The following is a 23617-nucleotide window of genomic DNA, read 5'->3' as shown; positions in this document are numbered from 1 at the left end:
ATATAATTATTTTCTATATCCTTTAACGATATAACTTTCATTATTCTCATCAAATTTCATTTCTTCGATAAGTGTATGTTGTTTTAAAAAGTATAATCTATCTGCATCTTCACTAGATACAGTTTCTAAGTAATATGACAAAGTCGCTTTTATTTGATCAAACAGTAACTGCTTCACTTTTAATTTATCTTCATTATTACGACTTGATACAAATACAGACGGATGGCCTGATACCGGTACATCAGTTTCTTCAGAACATTGATCTTTTTTATTAAAAATGATTGCTTGTGGAAGGTCATCCATATCTAAGTCTTTTACCAATTGATTAACCGTATCATATTGAGCACGATATTCTGGATGACTTGCATCAACGACATGTAGAAGTAAATCAGCACTTTTCGCTTCTTCTAATGTCGACTTAAATGCTGCTACTAATGTTGTAGGCAACTTTTGAATGAAGCCTACGGTATCAGAAATAATTAAATTAAACCCATTGTTAATTTGTATTTGTCGTGTTTTAGGGTCAAGTGTGGCAAATAGTAAATCTTTTTCAAAAGTCGTTTCGTTTGCTAAAACATTAAACCAAGAAGATTTTCCAGCGTTAGTGTAGCCAATAAGTGCAATTTGAAACACTTGATTTTGTTCGCGTTGATTACGATATCTTTCACGATGTTCGACCACTGTTTTAAGTTGAAGTTTAATTTCATTCATACGTGTTCTAATATGACGTCTATCCATTTCTAATTTTGTTTCACCAGGACCACGCGTACCAATTCCCCCGCCTAAACGAGATAAACTTTTTCCATGTCCTTGTAATCTAGGAAGTAAGTAATCGAGTTGAGCTAATTCAACTTGTAATTTACCTTCTCTACTACGCGCTCTTAAAGCAAAAATTTCAAGAATGAGCTGTGTTCTATCGATAATTTTAATGCCCAAATTATCATTTAATGTTTTTGATTGTGCTGTTGTTAATTCATCATTTGTCACAACAACATCGATGTCATGAAATTCTATAAAAGCTTTAATTTCATCAATCTTACCTTTGCCAACATAATATTTATAATCAAATTGATCTTTATTTTGAGTGACTTGTCCTTTAACATCTAATTGACAAGTCAACGCTAAAGCTTCTAATTCTTCCATTGTAGATTCAAAATTATATTGATGATCACTTTGAGCATGTACACCAACTAATACAGCAGTTTCTAACTTTTTCTTTGTATCATAAGTGTGTTGCTGAGCCATGATATACATCTCCTTTTCTAACATGTCTTACATATTCTATCATAGAGCAAGTTTAAAGACTAACGACTAAAACTATGTTAAATTAAAGCTAAATTGAAAGGGTGATAGTATGGAAAATATTTATGATTTTGAAGTTCAAAAATCTAATGGTGAAAATTATAAATTAGATGTATATAAAGGCGATGTTATGCTTATCGTTAATACAGCGAGTGAATGTGGATTTACACCACAATTTGAAGGATTACAAGAACTATATAATAAATATAAGGACCAAGGATTTATTGTTTTAGGTTTCCCATGCAATCAGTTTGGAGGTCAAGAACCTGGTTCTGGTGCTGAAGCAAATCAAAATTGTAAAATTAACTACGGTGTCACATTCCCTATTCATGAAAAAATTGACGTTAAAGGCGATAACCAGCATCCATTGTTCCGTTATTTAACAAGTCAAGCTAAAGGCATGTTAAGTGAAAAAATTAAATGGAATTTCACTAAGTTTTTAGTTGACCGTGAAGGTAATATTGTTCAACGCTTCTCACCTCAGAAAAAACCTGCTCAAATTGAAAAAGATATTGAAAAACTTCTATAAATTAAATAAAAGCTTCAATATAGATGACTATGTCATAGACAATCGTTCTATATTGAAGCTTTGTTTTATTACAAACATTTCCTTTATTTGTTCAAAAGTGCAAAAATTGATGAGAATTTTGCAAGCTACGTATACATTTCGACCGTGGACTACGCTCTAAAATTCAGTAACTTGGCACTTTAATTACAACTTATTCTTCACCTTCGCCTGTAGCTTCTGAATCAGTAGATTCTGTATCCACAGTGAAAGTGCTGATCGCATGTTTGTAAATCAAATGTTGTTTGCCTTGAGAAACTAAGCTAATCATGTATTTATCAAAGTCTTCAATAACACCTTTCATTTGAAAACCATTTAAGAAAAATACAGTAATTTCCGTTTGTTCTGCTTTAAAGTTCTCTAGTGCTTGATCTTGGATGTTTTGGTTTGCAATCATGTTTAGAACTCCTTTTATTTATTTGGGTTGTAATCTCATCTAACATCATTTGAAGTGACATTGTCTCTCTATCAAACCATTGAACATTCATTTTGTTTTTAAACCATGTGAGTTGTCTTTTCGCATATTGCCTTGAATGTTGTTTTAATAATTCTACAGCTGGTTCTAATTCCATTTCTCCTTTTATAACAGGGACAAGTTCTTTGTAACCAATTGCTTGCATACTCTGACTAGATTCAAAACCTTGTTCAACTAGTGCTTTCACTTCATTAAATAATCCGTGGCCCAACATAATATCAACACGTTTATTTATTCTTGTATATAATGTTTTGCGCGACATTTCAATCCCTACTAATAATGTATCATAATTTTCTGTAAATTGTTGAACTTTCTTTCGAGAACTTAAAAGTTTTTTTGTTTTTAAGTAATATTCAATCGCTCTAAGTACTCTTTTTCTATTATTTGGATGAATATCTTTAGCTGATGTTTCATCAAACGATGCTAAGTAACGATGTAAGTCATCATTATTCAATTGATTTAATGCATCTAATTTTTCTTTTACTCTTAATTCTTTTTCTACTGATACATTTTCATCATCAAATGGATAATCGTAAATTAAAGACTGAATATATAAACCTGTACCTCCTGCAATAATAGGTACTTTACCTCTTTTTGTAATATCTTCAATAAGCACTTCTGCTCTTTTTTTAAATTCGTATGCAGAAAATGATTCATCAGGATTTAAGATATCTATTAAATAATGGGGTATCCCTTCCATTTCTGTTTCTGTTACCTTTGCAGTACCTATATTCATTTGACGGTATACTTGCATCGAATCGCCACTAATGATTTCTCCATTCATTTTTTTAGCTAATTCGATACTCAATTCTGTTTTACCCGAAGCTGTCGGTCCTACAATAACTACTAGAAAAGGTTTTTTTGATGCTTGCAATGATTACGCCTCACTCTGATTATTTTTCAATACTTGTTTTTGAATCCAATCAAACATATGATTCCATATCATTTGTTGATCAACTTCAAATAATATTTCATGTCTTCTATTTGCATAAAGTTGTACCGTAATATGTTTAATACCAGCTTTTGTAAATTTTCTGGCCAAGGATTTAACACCTCTGCCATACTCTCCAAAAGGATCATTTTTTCCTGAAATCATCAATATTGGTAACTGTTTATTCATTTTTTTTAATTGAGTATAATTTGCAGTACGTGTCATATGTTTTACTGTTTCATAAATTAATTGGTTTGAAACTAAAAAGCCGGTATACTCATCGTTTACAAATTTATCAACTTCTGTAGATTGTGATGAAAGCCAGTCACTTTCAGTTCGTGGTTGATCAATCTTTTTGTTAAATGATTTGTAAACGAGTTGATTGACCCATTTTAAACGATTGCGCTTCCCAGTAAAAATAGAAATTAATTTCAAACTGATTCTTGCAGGAATTCCTTTCCATTTCGGATATTGTCCTGTTCCAGTTAATATCAATCCATTAGCAAAATTTGGATAAGTTTCAACAAATAAACGTGCAATAATAGATCCCATTGAATGGCCTAATACAATATAGGGTAATCCTTTCTCACTATCATATAATGTTTGTGCAATTTCAAACGCATCTTGAACAACTTGATTCATACTGTCGTAATGTCCACGTTCTTTCTCATCAATCTCTTTCCCATGTCCTCTATGATTATGTCTAATCACATCATAGCCTTGATGCGTTAAAGCATTAACAAGTGTTTCGTATCGATCCATATGTTCAGCCATACCATGAAATATATGTATAATACCATAAGTCGCTATGTTTGCTTTATCTACTTTAACTTCTAAAGTTGTTCCATCTTCTACAGTTATTTTATAAGCACTTTGCCCCATAGATATGCCTCCAATCTCTTTCTTTAATGGTATGTTAACAACGTACTATTCCTACTAATATACCTATACTCTTTAATGTTATCAAATAGTTTGTTACTTTTTAATAGGTTATATATACTTTAAATTTAAAAATTTTATCAAAATATAAAAAACTGAGATTGAGTACTTTTACCCAATCTCAGTTGCTATACTATTTTAACTATATTTATTTTTCTGCAGGTTGATGATTACCATGTGTTGCTTCTTCAATAGCTTCATCAACTTCTTTAGAAAATTCATTTTTCTGTTCAGCAGTATAATTTAATAATTTATCTAATTCATCAATAATTGCTTGTTTATATTGTTTAACTGTATTGATGTCAAAGTATAATTTACCAGTACGACGAATTAAGAAATCAGTTGGTTTATATACCATTTCGTTTTGTACACTATAAACTAATTGAACGTATAATTCTAATGGCATATTTAAATCTTTTTCATTCGTTAATTGTGCAATTGCGAATAATTTATCTACATTTGAACCGTATTTTGAAGCTAAATTATGTGCCACATCTGTGCTTAATCCAAGTGCTTTACCTTCTTGAACTTTACGATTTACGTAATTTTCAAAGTTTTTACTACCACCAACATCTCCACCAGAAATAGGTGTATTTTTAGTTTTGCTATCCGCAAATTTTAGACTATATTCTTGTTTTAAACGCTTAGCTAATAAATCAACAATTTCTAATGCCATATGACGATATCCAGTTAATTTACCACCAGCAATGGTTAATAATCCTGATTTACCTTCCCAAATTTCATCTTTACGTGAAATTTCTGAAGGATCTTTTCCATCTTCTAAAATTAATGGACGTACGCCAGCCCAAGTTGATTCAATATCAGCATCAGTAACATGTACATCAGGGAACATATAATTGATTGCATCAATTAAATAGTCTCTATCTTCTTGATTAGTTAAAGGTTTTGTTTTTTCATTATTATAGAATGTATCAGTAGTACCTACATATGCTTTACCTTCACGAGGAATAGCAAAAATCATACGACCATCTTTTTCAGTATCAAAGTAAACCGCTTGACGTAATGGGAATTTTGATTGATCGATAACTACGTGAACACCTTTTGTTAAACGTAATTGTTTATTGTTACGTGTATAATCTTTCTTTCTCACTTCGTCTACCCATGGACCAGCAGCATTGATTACTTTTTTAGCATTGATTTGATACTCTTCACCTGTAAGCATATCTTTTACTTTAATACCACTTACTTTATTTTTAGCATCGTATACGAAGTCAGTAGATTTAGTGTGATTAATGACTTCAGCGCCTTTTTCAGCAGCACGTTTCATCACTTCAATTGTTAAGCGAGCATCATCAGTACGATATTCTACGTAGTATCCGCCACCTTTTAAACCATCTTTTTTCACAAGAGGTTCTTTATTTAAAGTAGCTTGTTTTGATAACATTTTTTTACGTTCATGACGTTTAACGCCTGCTAAACGATCATACATTGTTAACCCGATGTTAGTTGTGAATTTACCAAATGTCCCCCCTTTATGCATCGGTAATAACATCCATTCAGGAGTTGTTACGTGGGGACCATTTTCATAAACTATTGCACGTTCTTTACCTGTTTCAGCAACAACTTTGATTTGTGCTTGTTTCAAGTAACGTAAACCACCATGTACTAATTTAGTTGAGCGAGAACTTGTACCTTGCGCAAAGTCTTGCATTTCTACTAAAGCTACTTTCATACCACGTTGTGTAGCATCTAATGCAATACCTGCACCAGTAATTCCTCCACCAATAACTACAACGTCAAATTCTTTATTTCTTAAATTCTTTTTAATTAAGTTCCTGTTAAAAGTAGATAATGCCATAATATACCCTCCAAAATTTATATTAAAAAAAGAGAGACCTATACACACAGAAGCATACTGCATGATAACAGGTCTCTCAAATCTCGACTAATGTATTAACTTAATTACATCATAACATATTCTTTGTAACTAAGCCATAATTAAAAATTAATCTTCTAATTTAAAGACTTGAGTAGCTTCTACTGCTTTCTTCCAACCTTTATATAACTTAGTTCTTGTTTCTTCAGACATTTCTGGATTAAATTCTGTTTCTAATTTCCATCTATCAGCAATGTCTTTTTTATCTTCCCAAAAGTCTACAGCCAAACCTGCTAGATAAGCAGCTCCAAGTGCTGTTGTTTCTTGAACTTCCGGACGTTCAACTGATGTATCAACAATATCTGCTTGGAATTGCATTATAAAGTTATTTTTTACTGCGCCACCATCAACACGTAAATTATTTACTTCAATTCCTGAATCTTTAGACATTGCTTCCATAACATCGCGTGTTTGATAACATAAAGATTCTAATGTTGCACGAATGAAATGTTCTTTTTCAGTACCACGAGTTAATCCGAAAATCGCACCACGTGCTTCAGAATCCCAATATGGTGTACCAAGTCCTACGAATGCAGGAACAAAGTAGACATTATCAGTAGAATTAACACGTGTTGCATAGTTTTCAGTTTGCGGTGCAGAATTAATAATTCTTAAACCGTCACGTAACCATTGAATTGCTGATCCAGATACGAAAATTGATCCTTCAAGTGCATAGTTTACTTTACCGTCAAGACCATAAGCAATTGTAGTTAACAATCCACTTTCAGACGTTACAGGTTCTTCACCAGTGTTCATTAACATGAATCCGCCAGTACCATACGTATTTTTCACATCACCACGTTCGAAACAAGCTTGACCAAACAATGCTGCTTGTTGGTCACCAGCAATACCAGCAATTGGTACTTCTTGACCAAAGAAATGATAATCTTTAGTATGTGCATAGATTTCACTAGATTCTTTAACTTCTGGAAGTATTGCTTTAGGAATGTCTAGTAATTCTAATAATTCATCATCCCATTTAAGTTCATGAATGTTATACATTAATGTACGACTGGCATTTGAATAGTCTGTAATATGTGCTTCTCCACCAGATAGTTTCCACACTAACCAAGTATCGATAGTTCCGAATAATAAATCCCCATTTTCGGCTTTCTCTCTTGCACCTTTAACATTATCTAATATCCATCTTACTTTTGTTCCAGAAAAGTAAGGGTCTAATAATAAACCTGTTTTATTACGAAATGTTTTTTCGTGGCCTTGTTCTTTTAATTCATTACAAATATGTTGTGTTTGACGAGATTGCCAAACAATTGCATGATAAATTGGGCGACCTGTTTTCTTATCCCAAATGACCGTAGTTTCACGTTGGTTAGTAATACCAATACCTTTAATTTGTTCAGGATCAATTTCATTTTCATTTATCACTTCAGCCATTACTGCTAATACTGATGTCCAAATTTCATTAGCGTCATGCTCTACCCAACCAGATTTAGGAAAATATTGTTTAAATTCTCTTTGCGCAACGCCTTGAATTTGTCCTTCTTTATCAAATAAAATTGCTCTAGAGCTAGTTGTGCCCTGGTCTATTGACATGATGTATTGTTCCATAATTTTTCTCCTTCTTTCATTCTGACTGTATGTGTTAAGTATCCTTTGAATCACATAGTCAATATATTATATGATTTAAAACTAAAATTTTTCTTTTAATAAATCGATTCAATATCTTTATGTTTATTTGATTTATTAAGCGCTAAACCAATCAGTAATGTAACAATCAAAACTACAATGCTAACACCACTCATAAAAGTAAATTCATTTTTATAAAAAACCTGATAAATCACAGCACCTAGCATACCGCCAGCAATTGGTCCTAGTACTGGTACAATAGCATACCACCAATTAGATCCTCCTTTACCAGCAATTGGTAAAATCGCATGTGCAATTCTTGGTCCTAAGTCACGAGCTGGATTAATGGCATAACCTGTAGGCCCACCTAAACTTAAACCTATTGCAATAATTAAACTACCCACAATTAATGGGTTTAATCCATCTGCAATTTTATTTACCCCAATAAATAAAATCCCTAAACTTAAAATAGCAGTTCCAATAATTTCACTTAAAAAGTTAGCAAAATAATTTTTAATAGCAGGTGCAGTAGAGAATACGCCTAATTTTGCACCTTGATCTTTAGTTGCTTTCCAATGTGGTAAATACATTAACCAAACAAGTGTAGCTCCTACAATTCCTCCTAACATTTGACAAACAATATATCCTGGTACTTTTATCCAACTAAAACTTCCCTCAACTGCTAAAGCAATTGACACAGCTGGATTTAAATGGGCTCCAGAAAATTGTCCTACTGCATAAACTCCCATAGTTACAGCTAAGCCCCATCCAGCGGCAATAACGATCCAATCAGATTCTTGTCCAGCGCTACGTTTTAAATTTACATTTGCACATACGCCTCCACCGAACAAAATAAGAATGGCCGTGCCTAAAAACTCTGCTAAATAAGCATTCATGTTTTAACCTCCTACAAGGCAAAGAGACTTCTACAAACTATATAATTAGGGTTGCAGAAATCTCTTCATCTCTCATTCAAATATTAACTTGTATAAATCATACAAAATAATTGTAAGCGTTGTCAATGATTTTTGTAAAAAAATTGTCACAATTTATTTTATAGATTAAAAGAGCGTATTATAATTATTTTTGATCAATACATAAAAAAACCTGAGACATCAATTTTGTCTCAGGTTAAAAATATAATTTCTACCATAATTTTCTGTTACTTGTGGTTACATAACTTGCACCACTATTAATTGCATCATTCACTTCTTTTTCTTCTTCGATTAGCCCACCTGCTATAATTTTAGCAGTCGTTGCTTCTCTTACATTTTCAACAATTTTATGAGCAATACCTGGTAGTACTTCAACATAATCTGGGTCCACTTTCTTTATGAGTTGTATACTACGATTGAGTGCTTGACTATCAATAATAAAAACTCTAAAAATAGTAAGTACATTTAATGATTTTGCTTTTTGAATAACTTTTGTTTTTGTTGAAACAATCCCTTTTGGTTTATAAGTTTGAATGATATATTCACATGCATATTCATCATGTGCCATTCCTTTAATTAAATCAATATGAATATATGCTTCAATGTCATGTTTTTTAAGTAACTCTATAATGCTTCTTAAATGACCTACATGCATATCTAAAAGGACACACACTTTATAATCCGTTTGAATTAATTTCTCTAAATCTTTCATATTTCGAATTGCTGGTAGTACGTGTTCTTTCATTTCTATGCATCCCTTCTACATTACTCGTTTAAATAATTTCTCTAATTCATAATTTGAAAAGTTAATAATAATTGGTCTACCATGAGGACAAGTAAATGGATCTTCCGCTTCTCTTAATTGATCAATTAAATCTGCCATTTCATTCTTTTTTAAATAATGATTTGCTTTAATTGACTTCTTACAACTCATCATAATAGCTGCGTCTTCACGCATTTTTTTAACGTCAATTTTTTTATGATTTAATACGAGTTCAATCATATCTTTAATAATTTCCTCTGCTTCCACTTTAGGAAACCATACTGGATAACTATTTACAATATAGTCATATCCACCAAAATGTTCTAAATGGACCCCTACTTTATCAAGTTCTTCTCGATATTGATCAATAATTAATTGCTCGTCTTTTGAGAAGTGAAATGTTAAAGGAATTAACAAATCTTGTACTTCATTTGATACTTCGCCTATCTTTTCTCTGAAATATTCGTATTTAATACGTTCTTGTGCAGCATGTTGATCTATCATAAACATTCCATTTTCATTTTGAGCAATAATATAGGTACCGTGTACTTGGCCAACTACTTCCATATATGGCACACGTCGAGACGGTGTTGAACTTACTTTACCTTTAATATCTTGTTCTTCTTGATTTGTAACATTCTCTTGAAAGTCATCATTTTCATCATAATTATAAATATTGGTTTCATCATGTCGAGTGTTATCGATTGAAGATTCGGCACGATCTAAACTATTTAAAATATCTTTTTGAATGTCGAAGTAATCTTTATCCATACTACGTTTATTATTATAGACACTAGAATTTTCGTTATCTTCTCTAGTGTAAGAATCATCAGAGGTATGTGCTTCATCATATTGATGACTTATTGTTGAAAAGGTATTGTTAGTCGAAATGTTGGGGTCATTTTTATTTTCTAATTGTTTTGTCTCATTTGAAATATTTTGTTGTTTTTGTTCAAAATCGATTTTTTGTTGTTCAAATGTATGCAATACTTTATTTTTTTTAGGTGTTCGATCTAAATCGTTTTTAGGAATTAATATTCTATCTTTAAATGCATGTCTAATTTTTTCAATAATTAAATTATAAAGTTGTTCTTCTTTTGAAAGTCTAACTTCAAGTTTCGTTGGATGCACATTGACATCTACTAAAATTGGATCCATTTCTATATTGATATAGCAAATAGGGTAACGACCTATGGTTAGAAGTGTATGATATCCTTCAGTAATAGCTTTATTTAAAGCGAAATTTTTGATATATCGACCATTAATAAAAATTGAAATATAATGTTTATTACTACGAGAATGTTCCGGTTTAGCAACAAATCCTTCTAAATGATAGTCACTAGTATCGCCAGAAATGTGAACTAAATCTTTTGCAACTTTAATACCATATATTTCAGCCATCACTTCATTTGTTCTTCCAGAACCATTCGTTTTTAACATCGTTTTTCCATCAGATATAAGTGAAAAGCGAATGTTTGGATGACTCATTGCCATTCGATTAACAATATCTGTAATTTTTCCTAATTCTGTATATAAACTTTTAATATATTTTAACCGAGCTGGCGTATTATAAAATAATGATTCTACTTTAATATCTGTTCCTTTTTTGGCTTTTGCTGGTTTTTGAGATAATATTTCACCATTTTCAGCATAAATTTCGTGACCATTTTCATTATCTGTACACGTTTTAAGTGTCACTTTAGCTACAGATGAAATACTGGCCAGTGCTTCACCTCGAAACCCTAATGTTCTGATATGAAACAAATCGTCATCATCATTTATTTTACTGGTAGCATGGCGATGAAAAACAAGTTGCAAATCATCTTGCTCAATTCCAGTTCCATTGTCGACTACACGAATTGAGGAAATACCTGATTGTTCTACTTCTATATTAATTTCAGTCGCCTTAGCATCAATTGCATTTTCAAGTAATTCTTTTACTACTGAACTAGGACGTTCAACCACTTCTCCTGCAGCAATTTTATTTGCTAAAGATGTTTGTAATTCTTTAATTTTACCCATGTATTAACACCTCTATCTTAACTGATTTTGTAATTCGCTTAACTTAAGTAATGCTTCAATAGGTGTCATATTTGAAATATTTAAATTTTTAATTTGTGCTTCTATTTCACTTTGTGTTTCATTCGAATTAAATAAGTCAAAACTTGTTTGTTCAAACACATCTGTTTGTTTAATAGTTGAGTGTTCTTCCTTATTATTTAAATGATTCTTATTTTCAATATCTTTAGAGTTGTCATTATAATGTTGACGATGGACATTCTCATCTAATACTCCATTTTGTTCAAACGCATTTAAAATAACTTGAGCTCTTTCAATTACTTTCTCAGGAAGATTTGCTAATTTAGCAACTTGAATACCATAACTATCATCAACGGCACCCTCTTTAACTTTATGAAGGAAAATAAGTTCACCTTGATACTCATCTGCTGCTACATGTACATTTTTTAAACTAGATAGCTGTTGATCTAATGTTGTTAATTCATGATAATGGGTTGAAAAAAGCGTCTTAGCATGTGATGTTTCAGATACATATTCAATCATAGCTTGCGCTAGAGATAAGCCATCATATGTTGACGTTCCTCGTCCGATTTCATCAAAGATGATTAAACTATCTGCTGTTGCGTATGTTAATGCTTTTTGTGCTTCTAACATTTCAACCATAAAGGTACTTTTACCGGATACTAAATCATCTGCTGCACCAATTCTTGTGAAAATTTGATCAAAAATCGGTAATATTGCATTATCACATGGTACATAAGCTCCCATTTGTGCCATGATACTAATGATTGCCACTTGTCGCATATAAGTTGATTTACCGGACATATTTGGGCCAGTAATCAAATAAATAAAGTTATTTTGATCAAGATAACAATCATTTGGTACATAATCATTATAATCCATCACACGTTCTACAACAGGATGTCTAGAATTTTCTAAGTTCAATGTTTTATCATCACTAAATTTTGGTCTAACATAGTTATATTTTTGTGCAATTTCTGCAAAACTTTGTAAACAATCAAGCTCTGATATCACTTTTGCTTGTCTTTGTAATCTTTCAGTATATGATTTAACATGCTCTCTCAATCGAATAAACAGTTGATATTCTAATTCAATTGCTTTATCTTCTGCACCTAAAATAATATCTTCTTTTTCTTTTAATTCGTCTGTAATAAATCTTTCTGCATTAGATAAAGTTTGTTTACGATGATAGCCATGCTCGCTTGGTTCGAATCCTTGAAGATTAGCACGTGTGATTTCAATAAAGTAACCAAAAACTTTATTGTAGCTAATTTTTAAAGATTTGATACCTGTTCTTTCACGTTCTTTCGCTTGAAGTTGTGCGAGCCAATCTTTTCCATTTTTAGATGCTTCTAAATACTCATCTAGTTGTTTACTGAATCCTTGTTTGAACAGCCCCCCATCTTTAACTGAAATAGGTGGTTCTTCTACTAAACTATCTTCCAAGACTGTCAGTAAATCTTCTAATGGTTCTAATGTGCTAAACTGCGTTGTTGTCACACTATTCATTTGTTCAAGAAGTGATTTAATATTTGGAATTTCAGAAATAGAATGTTTGAGTTGAATCAAATCACGAGCATTTACATTTCCATAACTTACTCGTCCTACTAATCTTTCAATATCATATACTTGATTAAGGTAACCTCTTAGAGTATCTCTTTCTATAAAATGATCAATAAATGATTCTACGATATCTAATCGTTGTTCAATATTGTCTTTATGAATAAGTGGGCGATCAATCCACTGTTTCAAGCGTCTTGCACCCATAGGTGTTTTTGTTTCATCCATTAACCATAACAATGTTCCTTTTTTACTTTTTAAACGTATGCTTTCAGTAAGCTCTAAATTGCGTTTTGCATAATAATCCATTTTCATAAAGTCAATCGCCGCATAGGTTATCACGTCTTCAATATGAGACAAATCTCTTTTTTGAGTATGATGAATATAATCTAACAATAATTGTGTTGTCAAAAACATTAAATTATTTTCTAATGTATTGACACTATATTCCATATCAGAAATTTCTTCTCTAACTGTAATCGTTTCTGTAGTAAGTGAAATTTGTTTTTTTAAATCTTCATTTATGTCTTCTCGTACTACAATTTCATTTGGGTTAATCGTAATGATTTCATTAATTAACGTGCTTTCATCTTCAAAATTGGTAGCTTTTAATTCACCAGTAGAAACATCACAATAACTTAATGCGTATCCATTTTCATTCTGAATGAAGCTAAGAATATAATTATTTTGATTTTCATCCATTCCGCCTTGTTCCATCATTGTTCCAGGTGTGACTACTTTAACTACTTCTCTTTTAACCATGCCTTTAGTTTGTTTTGGATCTTCCATCTGTTCACAAATAGCAACTTTATATCCATTGTTAATAAGTGTTTCAATATAGCTATTTGCTGAGTGATACGGAACACCACACATTGGAATTGGATTTTCTTTTTTAGCATCTCTTTTAGTTAAAGTAATTTCTAATACTCTAGATGCTTCTTTAGCATCTTCAAAGAACATTTCATAAAAATCACCTAATCTAAAAAACAATAAGCAATCTTGATATTGAGATTTTATTTTTAAATATTGTTGCATCATAGGTGTCACATTAGCCATATTTTTTTCACAACCTTACTGATATATACTTGTTTCTCACATTTTAACTTGTATATTTTAACATATGTCATACTGAAGCGCTCGTTATCTAAATTAGAATATTATTCTACAACTTAAAAATAAAAGATTATCATCTCTTTATTCCGCTTAATAAACACTAAACTTATTAAGCGTATGAAATGATAATCTTAAATAAAATATTTATTTGAATTTATCTAATAATCCACGTTTTTTTAACACTATAAGTAAGATATAACTAATCGCCGCACCAAGGAAACTTGAAACTAAAAATACAAGCATTAATGGTTTGATAAAGAAATGTTGCAAACCTAATATCCAAGATAGTGGAATGCACATTAAACTACCAATGATTCCAGTTCCAATCACTTCTCCAACTGCAGCCATAAATATGTGCTTTCTATACATATAGAAGATGCTAGCTAGAAACACACCAATCATACTACCAGGAAAGGCAAATGCACTGCCAGTTCCAAATATTATTCTTATTAAAGAAGAAATCAAAGCCTGTGCTAAACCATACCATGGTCCTACAAAAACAGCACATAGTACATTTACAAAATGTTGTACTGGGGCTGCTTTTACTGGACCTAAAGGTATAATAATAAAACTACTAAATACGACATTAAAAGCAATGAGTAAAGCTGTAATGGTAAGTTTTTTAGTTTTCATCTTTGAATATTCCCTTCTGTTTATGAGTCATGATGTGCTTTTTCATTATGCTTATTTAAACTTTGTTCCATAGTAGAAACCATCAATTGCAACAACTCATTTGCTTCAAATTGCGCTGACCGAAACTCTTCAACAATAGGTAATGCATTGATTTCTTTTTCAAGTTGAGAAATTTCTTTTTCAGATTTTTGATAAGCCTGATGCTTGCCATAATTTTGAAAATTTACTGACTGTTTTTGTTGCAATTTTAATTGTTTCATTTTTTGGTCAATTGATGAATTCTCATGAATTTGTTGCTCTACATTTTGATATTGTTTAATCAATTCTAGTCCCTTTATTTTGTTCGATACACTATCTGCTTGTTTTAGAATATCTTCTTTCTCATACATATTAATTAGTCACCATAACTTGATTATGAAAATGTAAAAATTCACCATTTAATGAGTATTGTTTTGCTTCTTTAACTTTAACATCAACAAGTTGACCAATGGCTTCACGTGGTCCTTTAAAGTTAACTAATTTATTTTTTTCAGTATAACCTGCTAGAACTGTTTCATCTTTTTTACTTGTTCCTTCACATAAAACAGTAACAACTTGTCCTTCATAATGTTGCATTGCTTTTTCTGAATATTGACCAACTTTTTTATTTAAACGTTGCAAGCGATCTTTTTTCACTTCAGTTGGAACATTATCTTTCATTTTAGCAGCAGGCGTACCATCTCTTTGTGAATACAAATACGTATAAGCATGTTCAAATTGAACTTCATCGTATAATGAAAGTGTTTCTTCAAATTGTTCTTCTGTTTCGTTAGGATATCCTACTATTATGTCAGTAGTAAGGGCGACATTAGGAATAGCTTCTTTAATTCTATCAACTAAATCCAAGTAACTTTCACGTGAATATTTACGTCCCATTATTTTTAATACAGCATTATTTCCAGATTGCACAGGTAAATGAATGTGAGGAACGATATTTCCACCTTTTGCAATCACTTCAATCATTCTATCTGTAAAATCCCAAGGATGACTCGTTGTAAAACGTACACGTGGAATGTCAATTTTAGAAATATTCTCTAATAAATCACCTAGACCATAATCTAAATCTTTAATATCTTTTCCATATGAATTAACGTTTTGTCCTAGAAGCGTAATTTCCTTATAACCTTCACGAGCGAGACCTCGAACTTCTTCAATGATATCTTGTGGTCTACGACTGCGTTCTTTTCCTCGTGTAAAAGGTACAATACAATATGTACAGAATTTATCACATCCATACATAATATTAACCCATGCTTTTGTACTTCCTTCACGCACTTTAGGTAGGTTTTCAATAACGTCGCCTTCTTTAGACCAAACCTCAACGACCATGGCTTTTGATAAATATGCTTCTTCTAAAATTTCAGGTAATTTATGGATATTATGCGTTCCAAAAATCATATCCACATTTTGATATGATTTTAAGATTTTATTTACAACAGATTCTTCTTGTGACATACAACCGCATACACCAATTAATGTTTCAGGTCTATTTTTCTTTAAATGTTTTAAATTACCTATTTCACTAAATACTTTATTTTCAGCATTTTCACGAATAGCACATGTATTAATTAATATAACATCCGCTTCATTAATATCATCAGTTGCTTGATAGTCTAAAGCTTGCAAAATTCCTGCCATTACTTCAGTATCATGTGCATTCATTTGACAACCATATGTTTTAATTAAAAATGTTCGTCCTTTCCCCATACCTTTATATTTATCTTCAATATGAAAATCTCGGTTATATTGAACATCTTGTTTACCACGCTTTTTTGCTTCTTTAAGATTAGGTGGTTGATAAACATGTTCGAAATATTTACTATAGTCTTTTTCTGCTTTTTTATTACGTTCGTTTAAAATATCTATCGTACCAGCTTTTCTTTGCTCTTCATTCACTTTACAAAAATCCTTTCTATATGCCCTAATATCATTAGTACATTATATTAAAATTAGCATTAAAGTGCAAAAAGAGTTTACAAATTAATATATTCTATTATTAAATATTGAATAAAAAAGTGGAATAGATGTCATCTTGAATCTTACTCCACTTTAACTAAACTTCATTTAACTTTAACATATGTTATGCTTCATCATATTTACCAGTTAGAGTTTCAATAGATATCCCTTCTGGCACATGATAAAACTTCACTTGGCTAATAATACTAGGACATTCTAATTCAACCATTCTTTCATTCAATTTTTGAATTAAAATTAAGCATTCACTCATATCACCTTGGACAGTCGTTTCAAGAGGACCTACTCTGTAATGTAGCCCCGACTGATCGATAATTTTAATAGCTTCATCTACATAAGGAATAACATCATCATTATTAGGTGTTTTAGGAACTATTTGTACACTCATTAACGTATCTTGCATAAATTTCACCTCTATGATTTATTTATAATTTTATTTTATCATGATTATCTTTATAAATCTGAGTTATTCTATATTTTCTATTGCAGATTTTATGGCTTTTGCAAAGTCGTACATTAATTTATCCCAATTTGACTGATTTTCTCTACTTTTTCGATTTATTTTATTATTTTTGAAAAAAGCCTTACGTAATGAGGTAGTTAACTCAATTTGTACACCTCTACCTCTAGTTGTACAATTAACAATATTATTATCCTGTTGACCTGAAATATGACTTGGTGCTTCTTTTGCTTTTATACCAATATGATTTAATTGTTCTTTGATGAGTGATTTTAGACGTTCATCTTTTCCACCAACATAAGCAATGCTCTCGTTCCCTTCACAACCATGAATAGCAATAGCTTGGTTACTTTCAGTTACCAGATTCATTGCATCTTTATTATCATAACGTGTAGAAGTTACGTGCAATTCTTTATTTCCTTTACTACGTAAACCTTCGAAAATAAAGTAATTATATCCTCCTTCATCAGCAATTATACTTGCTAATTCAGTTGTAGCAGGTTCAATGCCTCCACCATGAATTGCTAATATTGAAACACTACTATTTCGATTTCTAGTTATTATTTTCCAGTCTTCATTTTCTATCGTTTCTTTTTCCAATTCTTGCATTGATTTAAATTTGTCCAACATCCCCACTCCTTTTATTTACTATATTATTTTCTTCCCTAATAAAAATAAATAAATGAAGTTTAACAAGATTTTTATAAATTTAAACTTAAATTAAAAGACATTCTTGAAGTCATATGATACTTTCAAGAATGCCTTTAAAAAAATTATACAAATTGAGCAGTTAAGTCATTAAACTCTTGTTCAGAAAGATGGATATCTCTTTTAGTTAATGCACTTTCATCTAATTCTTCAATTTGTGATTCATATGAAGGTGTTGTTGTGTCTTGATATACAATACCTTTAACTAGTGATTCATGTTCTAATACAGTTTTCATCGCTAATTGTTTATCTGTTGGATCATAATTTTCAATATCTTCTATACTAGTTAAGTGTTCTTTAAACCAATCATACGTATTCACTTTATTATATGTTACACATGGAGAAAACACATTTACAAATGAAAAACCATCATGATTAATTGCATCTTCAATTAATTTCGTCAATGCTTTAATATCACTTGAAAAACCTTGTGCTACAAATGTAGCACCTGATGATAGTGCTAATTCTAATGGCGCAACATTTTTTTCTATATTTCCTTTAGGTGTTGATTTAGTTACAAATCCAACAGCAGAAGATGGGGACGTTTGACCTTTAGTTAGGCCATAAATTTGGTTATCCATAACAATATAAGTAATATTCATATTGCGACGTAATGCATGAATTGTATGACCCATGCCAATCGCATAACCATCTCCGTCGCCACCTGAAGCAATGACTGTTAAGTCTTTATTAGCCATTTTCACTCCCTGTGCAAGAGGTAATGCACGACCATGAATACCATGTACCCCATAAGAGTTAATATAACCTGATAAACGACCTGAACAACCTATTCCAGTAATTAATGCCACTTCTTCAGGTTCTAAACCTAAATTTGCTGCCGCTTTTTGGATTGCAGCTTGTACTGAAAAGTCTCCACACCCTGGGCACCAGTTTGGCTTCACACTGTTTCTAAAATCTTTAAATGTAGCCAATTACATCATCTCCTTCATATCTTTAGCTACTGAAAGTCCTTTTTCTTCTATTTCATGTGGTAAAAAAGGTGTACCATCATATTTAGTTTGATTAACTAATTTGTCTTGAATGGCAGTATTCATTTTTAAGATATTTGATAATTGGCCTTGATAGTTATGCTCAGCTACTATGACGCTTGAAGCTTTATCAATAGCTTGTTGAATAATATCTTTTGGTAATGGGTGAAGTTGGCGAATTTGCATCGTATTAACTTTAATACCATTATTATTTAATCGTTTACTTCCTTCTTCAATTGCACCTTTACTTGAAATAAATCCAATATATAAAATATCTGCTTTCTCATGTTTCTCATCATAATCAACAGGTGTTTCAATAAGTAAGTTCGCAGTTTTACTCATACGTTTTTCCATTTGTTCACGTCTGTTGTCAGCAGCTTCACTTGGCTTACCTTCTTGATTATGTTCAACACCAGTAACATGGTGAATACCACCTTTAACACCAGGGATTGGACGTTGTGAAATTCCAGATGTTGTAAGTGCATAACGTTTAAAGTATGATCTATCACCTTCATCACGTTCAATATCTGATTGAATAAGCTCTCCACGTTTAATTTGAATTCTATTGTAATCGAGTTGTTTTACTGTTTGTTTACCTAATGACAATTGCAAATCGCTTAATACGATAACTGGACATTGATATTCTTCAGCTAAATTAAAAGCTTCCATAGTTAAATAAAAAGCATCTTCAGCATCAGTTGGTGCTACTACTATCTTAGGAATATCTCCATGTGTTCCATATATCATTTGCATTAAATCTGACTGTTCTTGTTTTGTAGGTAATCCAGTTGAAGGGCCTCCACGTTGCGTATTAACAATAACTAGTGGTGTTTCAGTCATACCTGATAAACCAATGGCTTCCATCATTAAAGATAAACCTGGTCCCGCACTCGCAGTAAATGCTCTAACTCCTGCATAGTTCGCACCAATTGCCATATTCGCTGCAGCAATTTCATCTTCAGTTTGTACTACAGTTCCTCCTACTTTTGGAACATTTGCAATCATATACTCCATAATTTCTGAAGCGGGCGTAATTGGATAAGCTGCCATAAATCTTGAACCAGCCGAAATCGCGCCTAATCCAATTGCATCGTTACCAATCATGTATAAATGTGGTGTACCCTCACTATCTTCTAGTAAATAATCACCATTTACTGTATCTAATTTATCCTTCATCAACTCATAACCCTGATGAAGCGCTTCTATATTCATTTCAACAACTTTTTGACCTTTTTTAGTAAACATATTTGTAATTAACGTTTTGAAAGTTGTTGTATCTAATTTCATTACTGCGCAAGTTGCACCAATCGCTACCATATTTTTCATCAGTGCAGTACCTAATTCTTTAGCTGTTAATGTTAACGGTAATTCAATCAGTTGAGCGCGACAATGTTCTGGTTTAGAAGGTTTAGCTTTAGCATCTGCAATAATAATACTATCTTCTCTCATTTCATGATGATTTAATTCAATTGTCTCTTGATCAAATGCAACTAAAATATCTAAATCATCACTAATTGCATGAACTGGAGAAGTTGAGACTCTTATTTTATTATTTGTATGACCGCCTTTAATTCGGCTTGAGAAATGTCGATATCCATATAAATAATAACCTTTTCGATTCATTGCAGTAGCAAATATTTCTCCAGTTGACTCAATACCTTCACCTTGTTGTCCGCCCACTTTCCATGATATTTGTGGTTTCATATCATTAGCCTCCTGTGGAATTAATTCATACTAAATCATAACAAAAATAACCACCGTCTTACTATGTCAACAGTGGCTTTTATTTAAATTCATACTAATGGACTATACACTATTTATCAAAAGGATGATCCTCATTGATTAAAATGCGTTCTATGAGTTTGGTTCTTCCATTTTTATCTAAATCTATAATAACACCTGAAAGTACACTTCTACCATTATCAGGCACTACATGTCGTTGTGGCAAACTTGTAATAAAACGCTTAATAACTTCCTCGCGATTAATCCCTAGTATTCCATCATAATAACCAGTCATACCTACATCTGTAATATAGCCTGTACCATTGGGCAAAATACGCTCATCAGATGTTTGAATATGAGTATGTGTGCCTACAACAGCGCTGACTCTTCCATCTAAATACCAACCCATTGCATTTTTCTCTGAAGTAGTTTCTGCATGAAAATCTACAAAAATATAATTAGTTTCTTTTTTAGCTTCTTCAATCAATTGATCTGCTTTTTTAAATGGATCATCAATATCTTGCATAAATGAGCGTCCTTGCAAGTTAATGATGGCAACTTTAATATCATTAACCTGAATAAAACGCATACCAACACCTGGCGCTTCACTCGGAAAATTAGCAGGTCTTATCATTCTTTTAGCATCATCAATAAAGTCATAAATTTCTCTTTGACCATAAGTATGATTACCCATTGTCATAAAATCCACGCCATCTCTAAGCAATTGTTTATATAATTTTTCAGTTAAACCTTTTCCATGAGCAGCATTTTCTGCATTAACAATGCTCAACGTAGGCTTATAAGCTTGCTTTAATTTAGGCAAATATTCAGCAATGGTATTTCTCCCTACTTTTCCTACGATATCTCCAATAAATAAAATTCGCATTAATGTTCATCCTCTCACAATATAGTGTAATTGAAATAACTATATAATTAAAGGTAGAGTTTCATATTTTTTAAAATTACACAGTCTTAACTTTAGCATGCATACAGCATATGTTATTATAATATTATAAAAATTTAGGAGTTGTATAATTAAATGTCTATTAATATCGATCCAGAAAAATTTGCAGAACTAGTTGTAAAAGCAAACCCATCAAAATCAGAAGATGCAGAAGATATGGCCAAAGAAAGCTTAGAATTATATATTAACGCATACCGTTTAGCAGAAAGATATTCTAATATTGCTACAAATTGTTATGATACAGCTGAAATTCTTTCTGAAATCAAAAAAACTGATTTACAACTTAAATAATGAAAAACCTGAGACATTTTAAACATGTCTCAGGTTTTTTAGTACTCAGTGAGTCCCTATTTAATTTTAAAAATTACTTCGCATACTCTACTGCTCTAGTCTCTCTAACAACTGTCACTTTAATATGTCCTGGATATTGTAATTCTTCTTCAATTTGATTTTTTATATCTCTAGCTAATCGGTAAGATTTTAAATCATCTATTTCTTCAGGAGAAACAATAACTCTAATCTCTCTACCAGCTTGAATTGCGAACGCTTTTTCAACACCTTCATAACTTTCTGAAAGAGTTTCTAAGCGTTCTAATCTACGAATATAATTTTCAAGTGTTTCTTTACGTGCTCCTGGACGCGCGGCCGATAATGCATCTGCAGCAGCTACTAGAATTGAAATTATAGATGTTGGTTCAACATCTCCATGATGTGAATGAATCGCATTAATAACAGTTTCAACTTCACCGTATTTTTTAGCTAATTCAACACCAATTTCAACATGGCTACCTTCAACTTCATGATCAATTGCTTTACCTACATCATGTAGTAATCCAGCTCTTTTTGCTAAACTAACATCCTCGCCTAATTCAGCAGCTAACATTCCAGAAAGATGTGCGACTTCCATAGAATGTTTTAAGACATTTTGGCCGTAACTTGTTCTATAGTTTAAACGGCCTAAAATTTTCACTAAATCTGGATGCATATTGTGAACATTGATTTCAAATGTTGCTTGTTCACCTGCATCTCTAATGATGTCATCTACTTCTTTTCTAGCTTTATCTACCATTTCTTCGATACGACCTGGATGAATTCTTCCATCAGAGACCAAATTCACTAATGCAGTCCTAGCGATTTCACGTCTAATTGGATCAAATCCAGATAAAATCACTGCTTCAGGAGTATCATCAATAATCAAGTCGATACCTGTTAACGTTTCTAAAGTACGAATATTTCTACCTTCTCTACCAATAATTCGACCTTTCATCTCATCATTTGGTAAATTAACTACTGAAACAGTAGATTCCGTTGTATGATCAGCAGCTAATCTTTGTACAGTAGTAGCTAACAATTCTTTTGCTGATTTGTTAACTTTTTCTTTAGCTTCTCTTTCTTTTTCCTTAACAAGCACTGCAATATCTTGTGACAGTTCTTCTTCCACTCTATGAAGTTGTTCATTAACTGCTTCCTCTTGAGTGAGACCGGAGATGCGTTCTAATTCTTGTTCATGCTTCATTATTAACGTCTGAACACTACTCTCTTTTGCATCTACTTGTTGTTGTCTTTCTTCAATTTTGGATTCTTTTTGATCTAAAATCTCATCTTTTTTATCCAATAATTCTGATTTACGATCTAAATTTTCCTCTTTTTGAAGATTTCGGGCTTCTTGTCTTTGAAGCTCACTACGTCTTTCACGTAGCTCTGTTTCAACTTGTTCTCTAATGATTTGATTTTCTTCTTTTGCCTCTAATAATTTCTCTTTTTTGATATTATCTGCTTCTTTTTGTCCTTGTTTGATAATATCATTAGCAGTTTGTCTAGCTTGAATTTGCTTTTGATGTAATATATTTCGGGCTAAAAAATACCCTACAACAACCCCTAGAATAATCCCCAGCAAAATGAGTAGGAGGTCTAATAAATTCACATAAACACCTCCTTTTTCTAGGTATTTGCTTGTATATTAAAATCTCTATGATTTTTTATAAATTGTATAAATAATATACATATTAATTGTACGTTTA

General features: G+C 31.7%; 21 protein-coding genes. 2 read left to right on the top strand and 19 right to left on the bottom strand.

Going from position 1 to position 23617, the window contains the following annotated elements:
- Nucleotides 1-6 precede the first annotated feature (6 nt).
- On the bottom strand, nt 7-1245 hold the full coding sequence (hflX, locus tag HMPREF2629_RS05540) for a GTPase HflX (RefSeq protein ID WP_070468677.1): 1239 nt from the start codon (nt 1243-1245) through the stop codon (nt 7-9).
- Nucleotides 1246-1354: 109 nt separating this feature from the next.
- Here hflX and HMPREF2629_RS05535 point away from each other — a divergent pair, with 109 nt between their 5' ends.
- Entirely contained in the window at nt 1355-1831 is a 477-nt protein-coding gene (locus tag HMPREF2629_RS05535; protein ID WP_037541002.1) for a glutathione peroxidase, read from the top strand.
- A gap of 190 nt (nt 1832-2021) precedes the next feature.
- Here HMPREF2629_RS05535 and hfq read toward each other — a convergent pair whose 3' ends face one another.
- The 17 genes from hfq to HMPREF2629_RS05450 all read right to left on the bottom strand — a co-directional run bounded on the left by hfq (nt 2022) and on the right by HMPREF2629_RS05450 (nt 21518).
- A complete protein-coding gene (gene hfq / locus HMPREF2629_RS05530) occupies nt 2022-2264 on the bottom strand; it encodes an RNA chaperone Hfq (RefSeq protein WP_002448741.1) in 243 nt (80 codons plus the stop codon).
- The gene (miaA, locus tag HMPREF2629_RS05525; protein ID WP_037541000.1) at nt 2218-3216 is read right to left on the bottom strand and encodes a tRNA (adenosine(37)-N6)-dimethylallyltransferase MiaA; all 999 of its coding nucleotides are present in this window, start codon (nt 3214-3216) and stop codon (nt 2218-2220) included. Before miaA ends, hfq begins: the two co-directional genes overlap by 47 nt.
- Before the next feature lie 3 nt (nt 3217-3219).
- Nucleotides 3220-4155: an alpha/beta hydrolase gene (locus HMPREF2629_RS05520; protein ID WP_061815407.1), complete on the bottom strand. Its 936-nt coding sequence runs from the start codon at nt 4153-4155 to the stop codon at nt 3220-3222.
- Nucleotides 4156-4360: 205 nt separating this feature from the next.
- Nucleotides 4361-6031, bottom strand: a complete 1671-nt coding sequence (locus HMPREF2629_RS05515; RefSeq protein ID WP_017174637.1) for a glycerol-3-phosphate dehydrogenase/oxidase — start codon at nt 6029-6031, stop codon at nt 4361-4363.
- 147 nt (nt 6032-6178) lie between these two features.
- On the bottom strand, nt 6179-7678 hold the full coding sequence (glpK, locus tag HMPREF2629_RS05510; RefSeq protein WP_061815408.1) for a glycerol kinase GlpK: 1500 nt from the start codon (nt 7676-7678) through the stop codon (nt 6179-6181).
- A 95-nt stretch (nt 7679-7773) separates the two neighbouring features.
- Nucleotides 7774-8592 carry an MIP/aquaporin family protein gene (locus HMPREF2629_RS05505; protein ID WP_048682785.1) on the bottom strand — a complete coding sequence of 273 codons (819 nt, stop codon included), beginning with the start codon at nt 8590-8592 and terminating at the stop codon, nt 7774-7776.
- A gap of 250 nt (nt 8593-8842) precedes the next feature.
- On the bottom strand, nt 8843-9376 hold the full coding sequence (locus HMPREF2629_RS05500) for a glycerol-3-phosphate responsive antiterminator (protein ID WP_017174634.1): 534 nt from the start codon (nt 9374-9376) through the stop codon (nt 8843-8845).
- 15 nt (nt 9377-9391) lie between these two features.
- Nucleotides 9392-11416, bottom strand: coding sequence for a DNA mismatch repair endonuclease MutL (gene mutL / locus HMPREF2629_RS05495; RefSeq protein WP_037540998.1), 2025 nt, complete (start codon nt 11414-11416; stop codon nt 9392-9394).
- Nucleotides 11417-11428: 12 nt separating this feature from the next.
- Nucleotides 11429-14050, bottom strand: a complete 2622-nt coding sequence (mutS, locus tag HMPREF2629_RS05490; protein ID WP_017174632.1) for a DNA mismatch repair protein MutS — start codon at nt 14048-14050, stop codon at nt 11429-11431.
- A 201-nt stretch (nt 14051-14251) separates the two neighbouring features.
- Nucleotides 14252-14740, bottom strand: a complete 489-nt coding sequence (gene thiW, locus HMPREF2629_RS05485) for an energy coupling factor transporter S component ThiW (RefSeq protein WP_017174631.1) — start codon at nt 14738-14740, stop codon at nt 14252-14254.
- Nucleotides 14741-14760: 20 nt separating this feature from the next.
- Entirely contained in the window at nt 14761-15129 is a 369-nt protein-coding gene (locus tag HMPREF2629_RS05480; RefSeq protein WP_017174630.1) for a YlbF/YmcA family competence regulator, read from the bottom strand.
- A 1-nt stretch (nt 15130) separates the two neighbouring features.
- On the bottom strand, nt 15131-16675 hold the full coding sequence (miaB, locus tag HMPREF2629_RS05475; RefSeq protein WP_070813195.1) for a tRNA (N6-isopentenyl adenosine(37)-C2)-methylthiotransferase MiaB: 1545 nt from the start codon (nt 16673-16675) through the stop codon (nt 15131-15133).
- A gap of 184 nt (nt 16676-16859) precedes the next feature.
- A complete protein-coding gene (locus tag HMPREF2629_RS05470) occupies nt 16860-17156 on the bottom strand; it encodes a thiamine-binding protein (protein ID WP_002448768.1) in 297 nt (98 codons plus the stop codon).
- Between the two features lie 63 nt (nt 17157-17219).
- The gene (locus HMPREF2629_RS05465; RefSeq protein ID WP_017174628.1) at nt 17220-17840 is read right to left on the bottom strand and encodes a poly-gamma-glutamate hydrolase family protein; all 621 of its coding nucleotides are present in this window, start codon (nt 17838-17840) and stop codon (nt 17220-17222) included.
- A gap of 146 nt (nt 17841-17986) precedes the next feature.
- Nucleotides 17987-18853 (bottom strand): 2-oxoacid:ferredoxin oxidoreductase subunit beta, encoded by an 867-nt coding sequence (locus tag HMPREF2629_RS05460; protein ID WP_002448821.1) that lies wholly within the window; start codon nt 18851-18853, stop codon nt 17987-17989.
- Nucleotides 18854-20614: a 2-oxoacid:acceptor oxidoreductase subunit alpha gene (locus tag HMPREF2629_RS05455; protein WP_070436714.1), complete on the bottom strand. Its 1761-nt coding sequence runs from the start codon at nt 20612-20614 to the stop codon at nt 18854-18856. It lies immediately after the preceding gene.
- 109 nt (nt 20615-20723) lie between these two features.
- Nucleotides 20724-21518 carry a TIGR00282 family metallophosphoesterase gene (locus HMPREF2629_RS05450; protein WP_017174625.1) on the bottom strand — a complete coding sequence of 265 codons (795 nt, stop codon included), beginning with the start codon at nt 21516-21518 and terminating at the stop codon, nt 20724-20726.
- A gap of 153 nt (nt 21519-21671) precedes the next feature.
- On the opposite strand from HMPREF2629_RS05450, the gene HMPREF2629_RS05445 reads away from it, so the two are divergent.
- Complete coding sequence (locus HMPREF2629_RS05445; RefSeq protein ID WP_002448781.1) at nt 21672-21887, top strand: hypothetical protein; 216 nt, start codon at nt 21672-21674, stop codon at nt 21885-21887.
- A gap of 73 nt (nt 21888-21960) precedes the next feature.
- Here HMPREF2629_RS05445 and rny read toward each other — a convergent pair whose 3' ends face one another.
- Nucleotides 21961-23520: a ribonuclease Y gene (gene rny / locus HMPREF2629_RS05440; protein ID WP_070436712.1), complete on the bottom strand. Its 1560-nt coding sequence runs from the start codon at nt 23518-23520 to the stop codon at nt 21961-21963.
- Between the last annotated feature and the right edge of the window lie 97 nt (nt 23521-23617).

Source organism: Staphylococcus sp. HMSC034C12 (genome assembly GCF_001835895.1).
GTDB classification, from domain to species: domain Bacteria; phylum Bacillota; class Bacilli; order Staphylococcales; family Staphylococcaceae; genus Staphylococcus; species Staphylococcus hominis.
Note: the sequence above shows the minus strand (reverse complement) of the source record. Positions and strands in the feature narration are given on the sequence as shown.

What these genes read in the sequence shown, in the direction of transcription:
- HMPREF2629_RS05505 (WP_048682785.1), bottom strand. Translation starts at nt 8,592, where the DNA reads ATGAATGCTTATTTAGCAGAGTTTTTAGGCACGGCCATTCTTATTTTG.
- glpK (WP_061815408.1), bottom strand. Translation starts at nt 7,678, where the DNA reads ATGGAACAATACATCATGTCAATAGACCAGGGCACAACTAGCTCTAGA.
- hflX (WP_070468677.1), bottom strand. Translation starts at nt 1,245, where the DNA reads ATGGCTCAGCAACACACTTATGATACAAAGAAAAAGTTAGAAACTGCT.
- HMPREF2629_RS05455 (WP_070436714.1), bottom strand. Translation starts at nt 20,614, where the DNA reads ATGAAACCACAAATATCATGGAAAGTGGGCGGACAACAAGGTGAAGGT.
- mutL (WP_037540998.1), bottom strand. Translation starts at nt 11,416, where the DNA reads ATGGGTAAAATTAAAGAATTACAAACATCTTTAGCAAATAAAATTGCT.
- HMPREF2629_RS05515 (WP_017174637.1), bottom strand. Translation starts at nt 6,031, where the DNA reads ATGGCATTATCTACTTTTAACAGGAACTTAATTAAAAAGAATTTAAGA.
- hfq (WP_002448741.1), bottom strand. Translation starts at nt 2,264, where the DNA reads ATGATTGCAAACCAAAACATCCAAGATCAAGCACTAGAGAACTTTAAA.
- thiW (WP_017174631.1), bottom strand. Translation starts at nt 14,740, where the DNA reads ATGAAAACTAAAAAACTTACCATTACAGCTTTACTCATTGCTTTTAAT.
- mutS (WP_017174632.1), bottom strand. Translation starts at nt 14,050, where the DNA reads ATGGCTAATGTGACACCTATGATGCAACAATATTTAAAAATAAAATCT.
- HMPREF2629_RS05450 (WP_017174625.1), bottom strand. Translation starts at nt 21,518, where the DNA reads ATGCGAATTTTATTTATTGGAGATATCGTAGGAAAAGTAGGGAGAAAT.
- HMPREF2629_RS05535 (WP_037541002.1), top strand. Translation starts at nt 1,355, where the DNA reads ATGGAAAATATTTATGATTTTGAAGTTCAAAAATCTAATGGTGAAAAT.
- HMPREF2629_RS05470 (WP_002448768.1), bottom strand. Translation starts at nt 17,156, where the DNA reads ATGCAAGATACGTTAATGAGTGTACAAATAGTTCCTAAAACACCTAAT.
- HMPREF2629_RS05445 (WP_002448781.1), top strand. Translation starts at nt 21,672, where the DNA reads ATGTCTATTAATATCGATCCAGAAAAATTTGCAGAACTAGTTGTAAAA.
- HMPREF2629_RS05520 (WP_061815407.1), bottom strand. Translation starts at nt 4,155, where the DNA reads ATGGGGCAAAGTGCTTATAAAATAACTGTAGAAGATGGAACAACTTTA.
- HMPREF2629_RS05500 (WP_017174634.1), bottom strand. Translation starts at nt 9,376, where the DNA reads ATGAAAGAACACGTACTACCAGCAATTCGAAATATGAAAGATTTAGAG.
- HMPREF2629_RS05480 (WP_017174630.1), bottom strand. Translation starts at nt 15,129, where the DNA reads ATGTATGAGAAAGAAGATATTCTAAAACAAGCAGATAGTGTATCGAAC.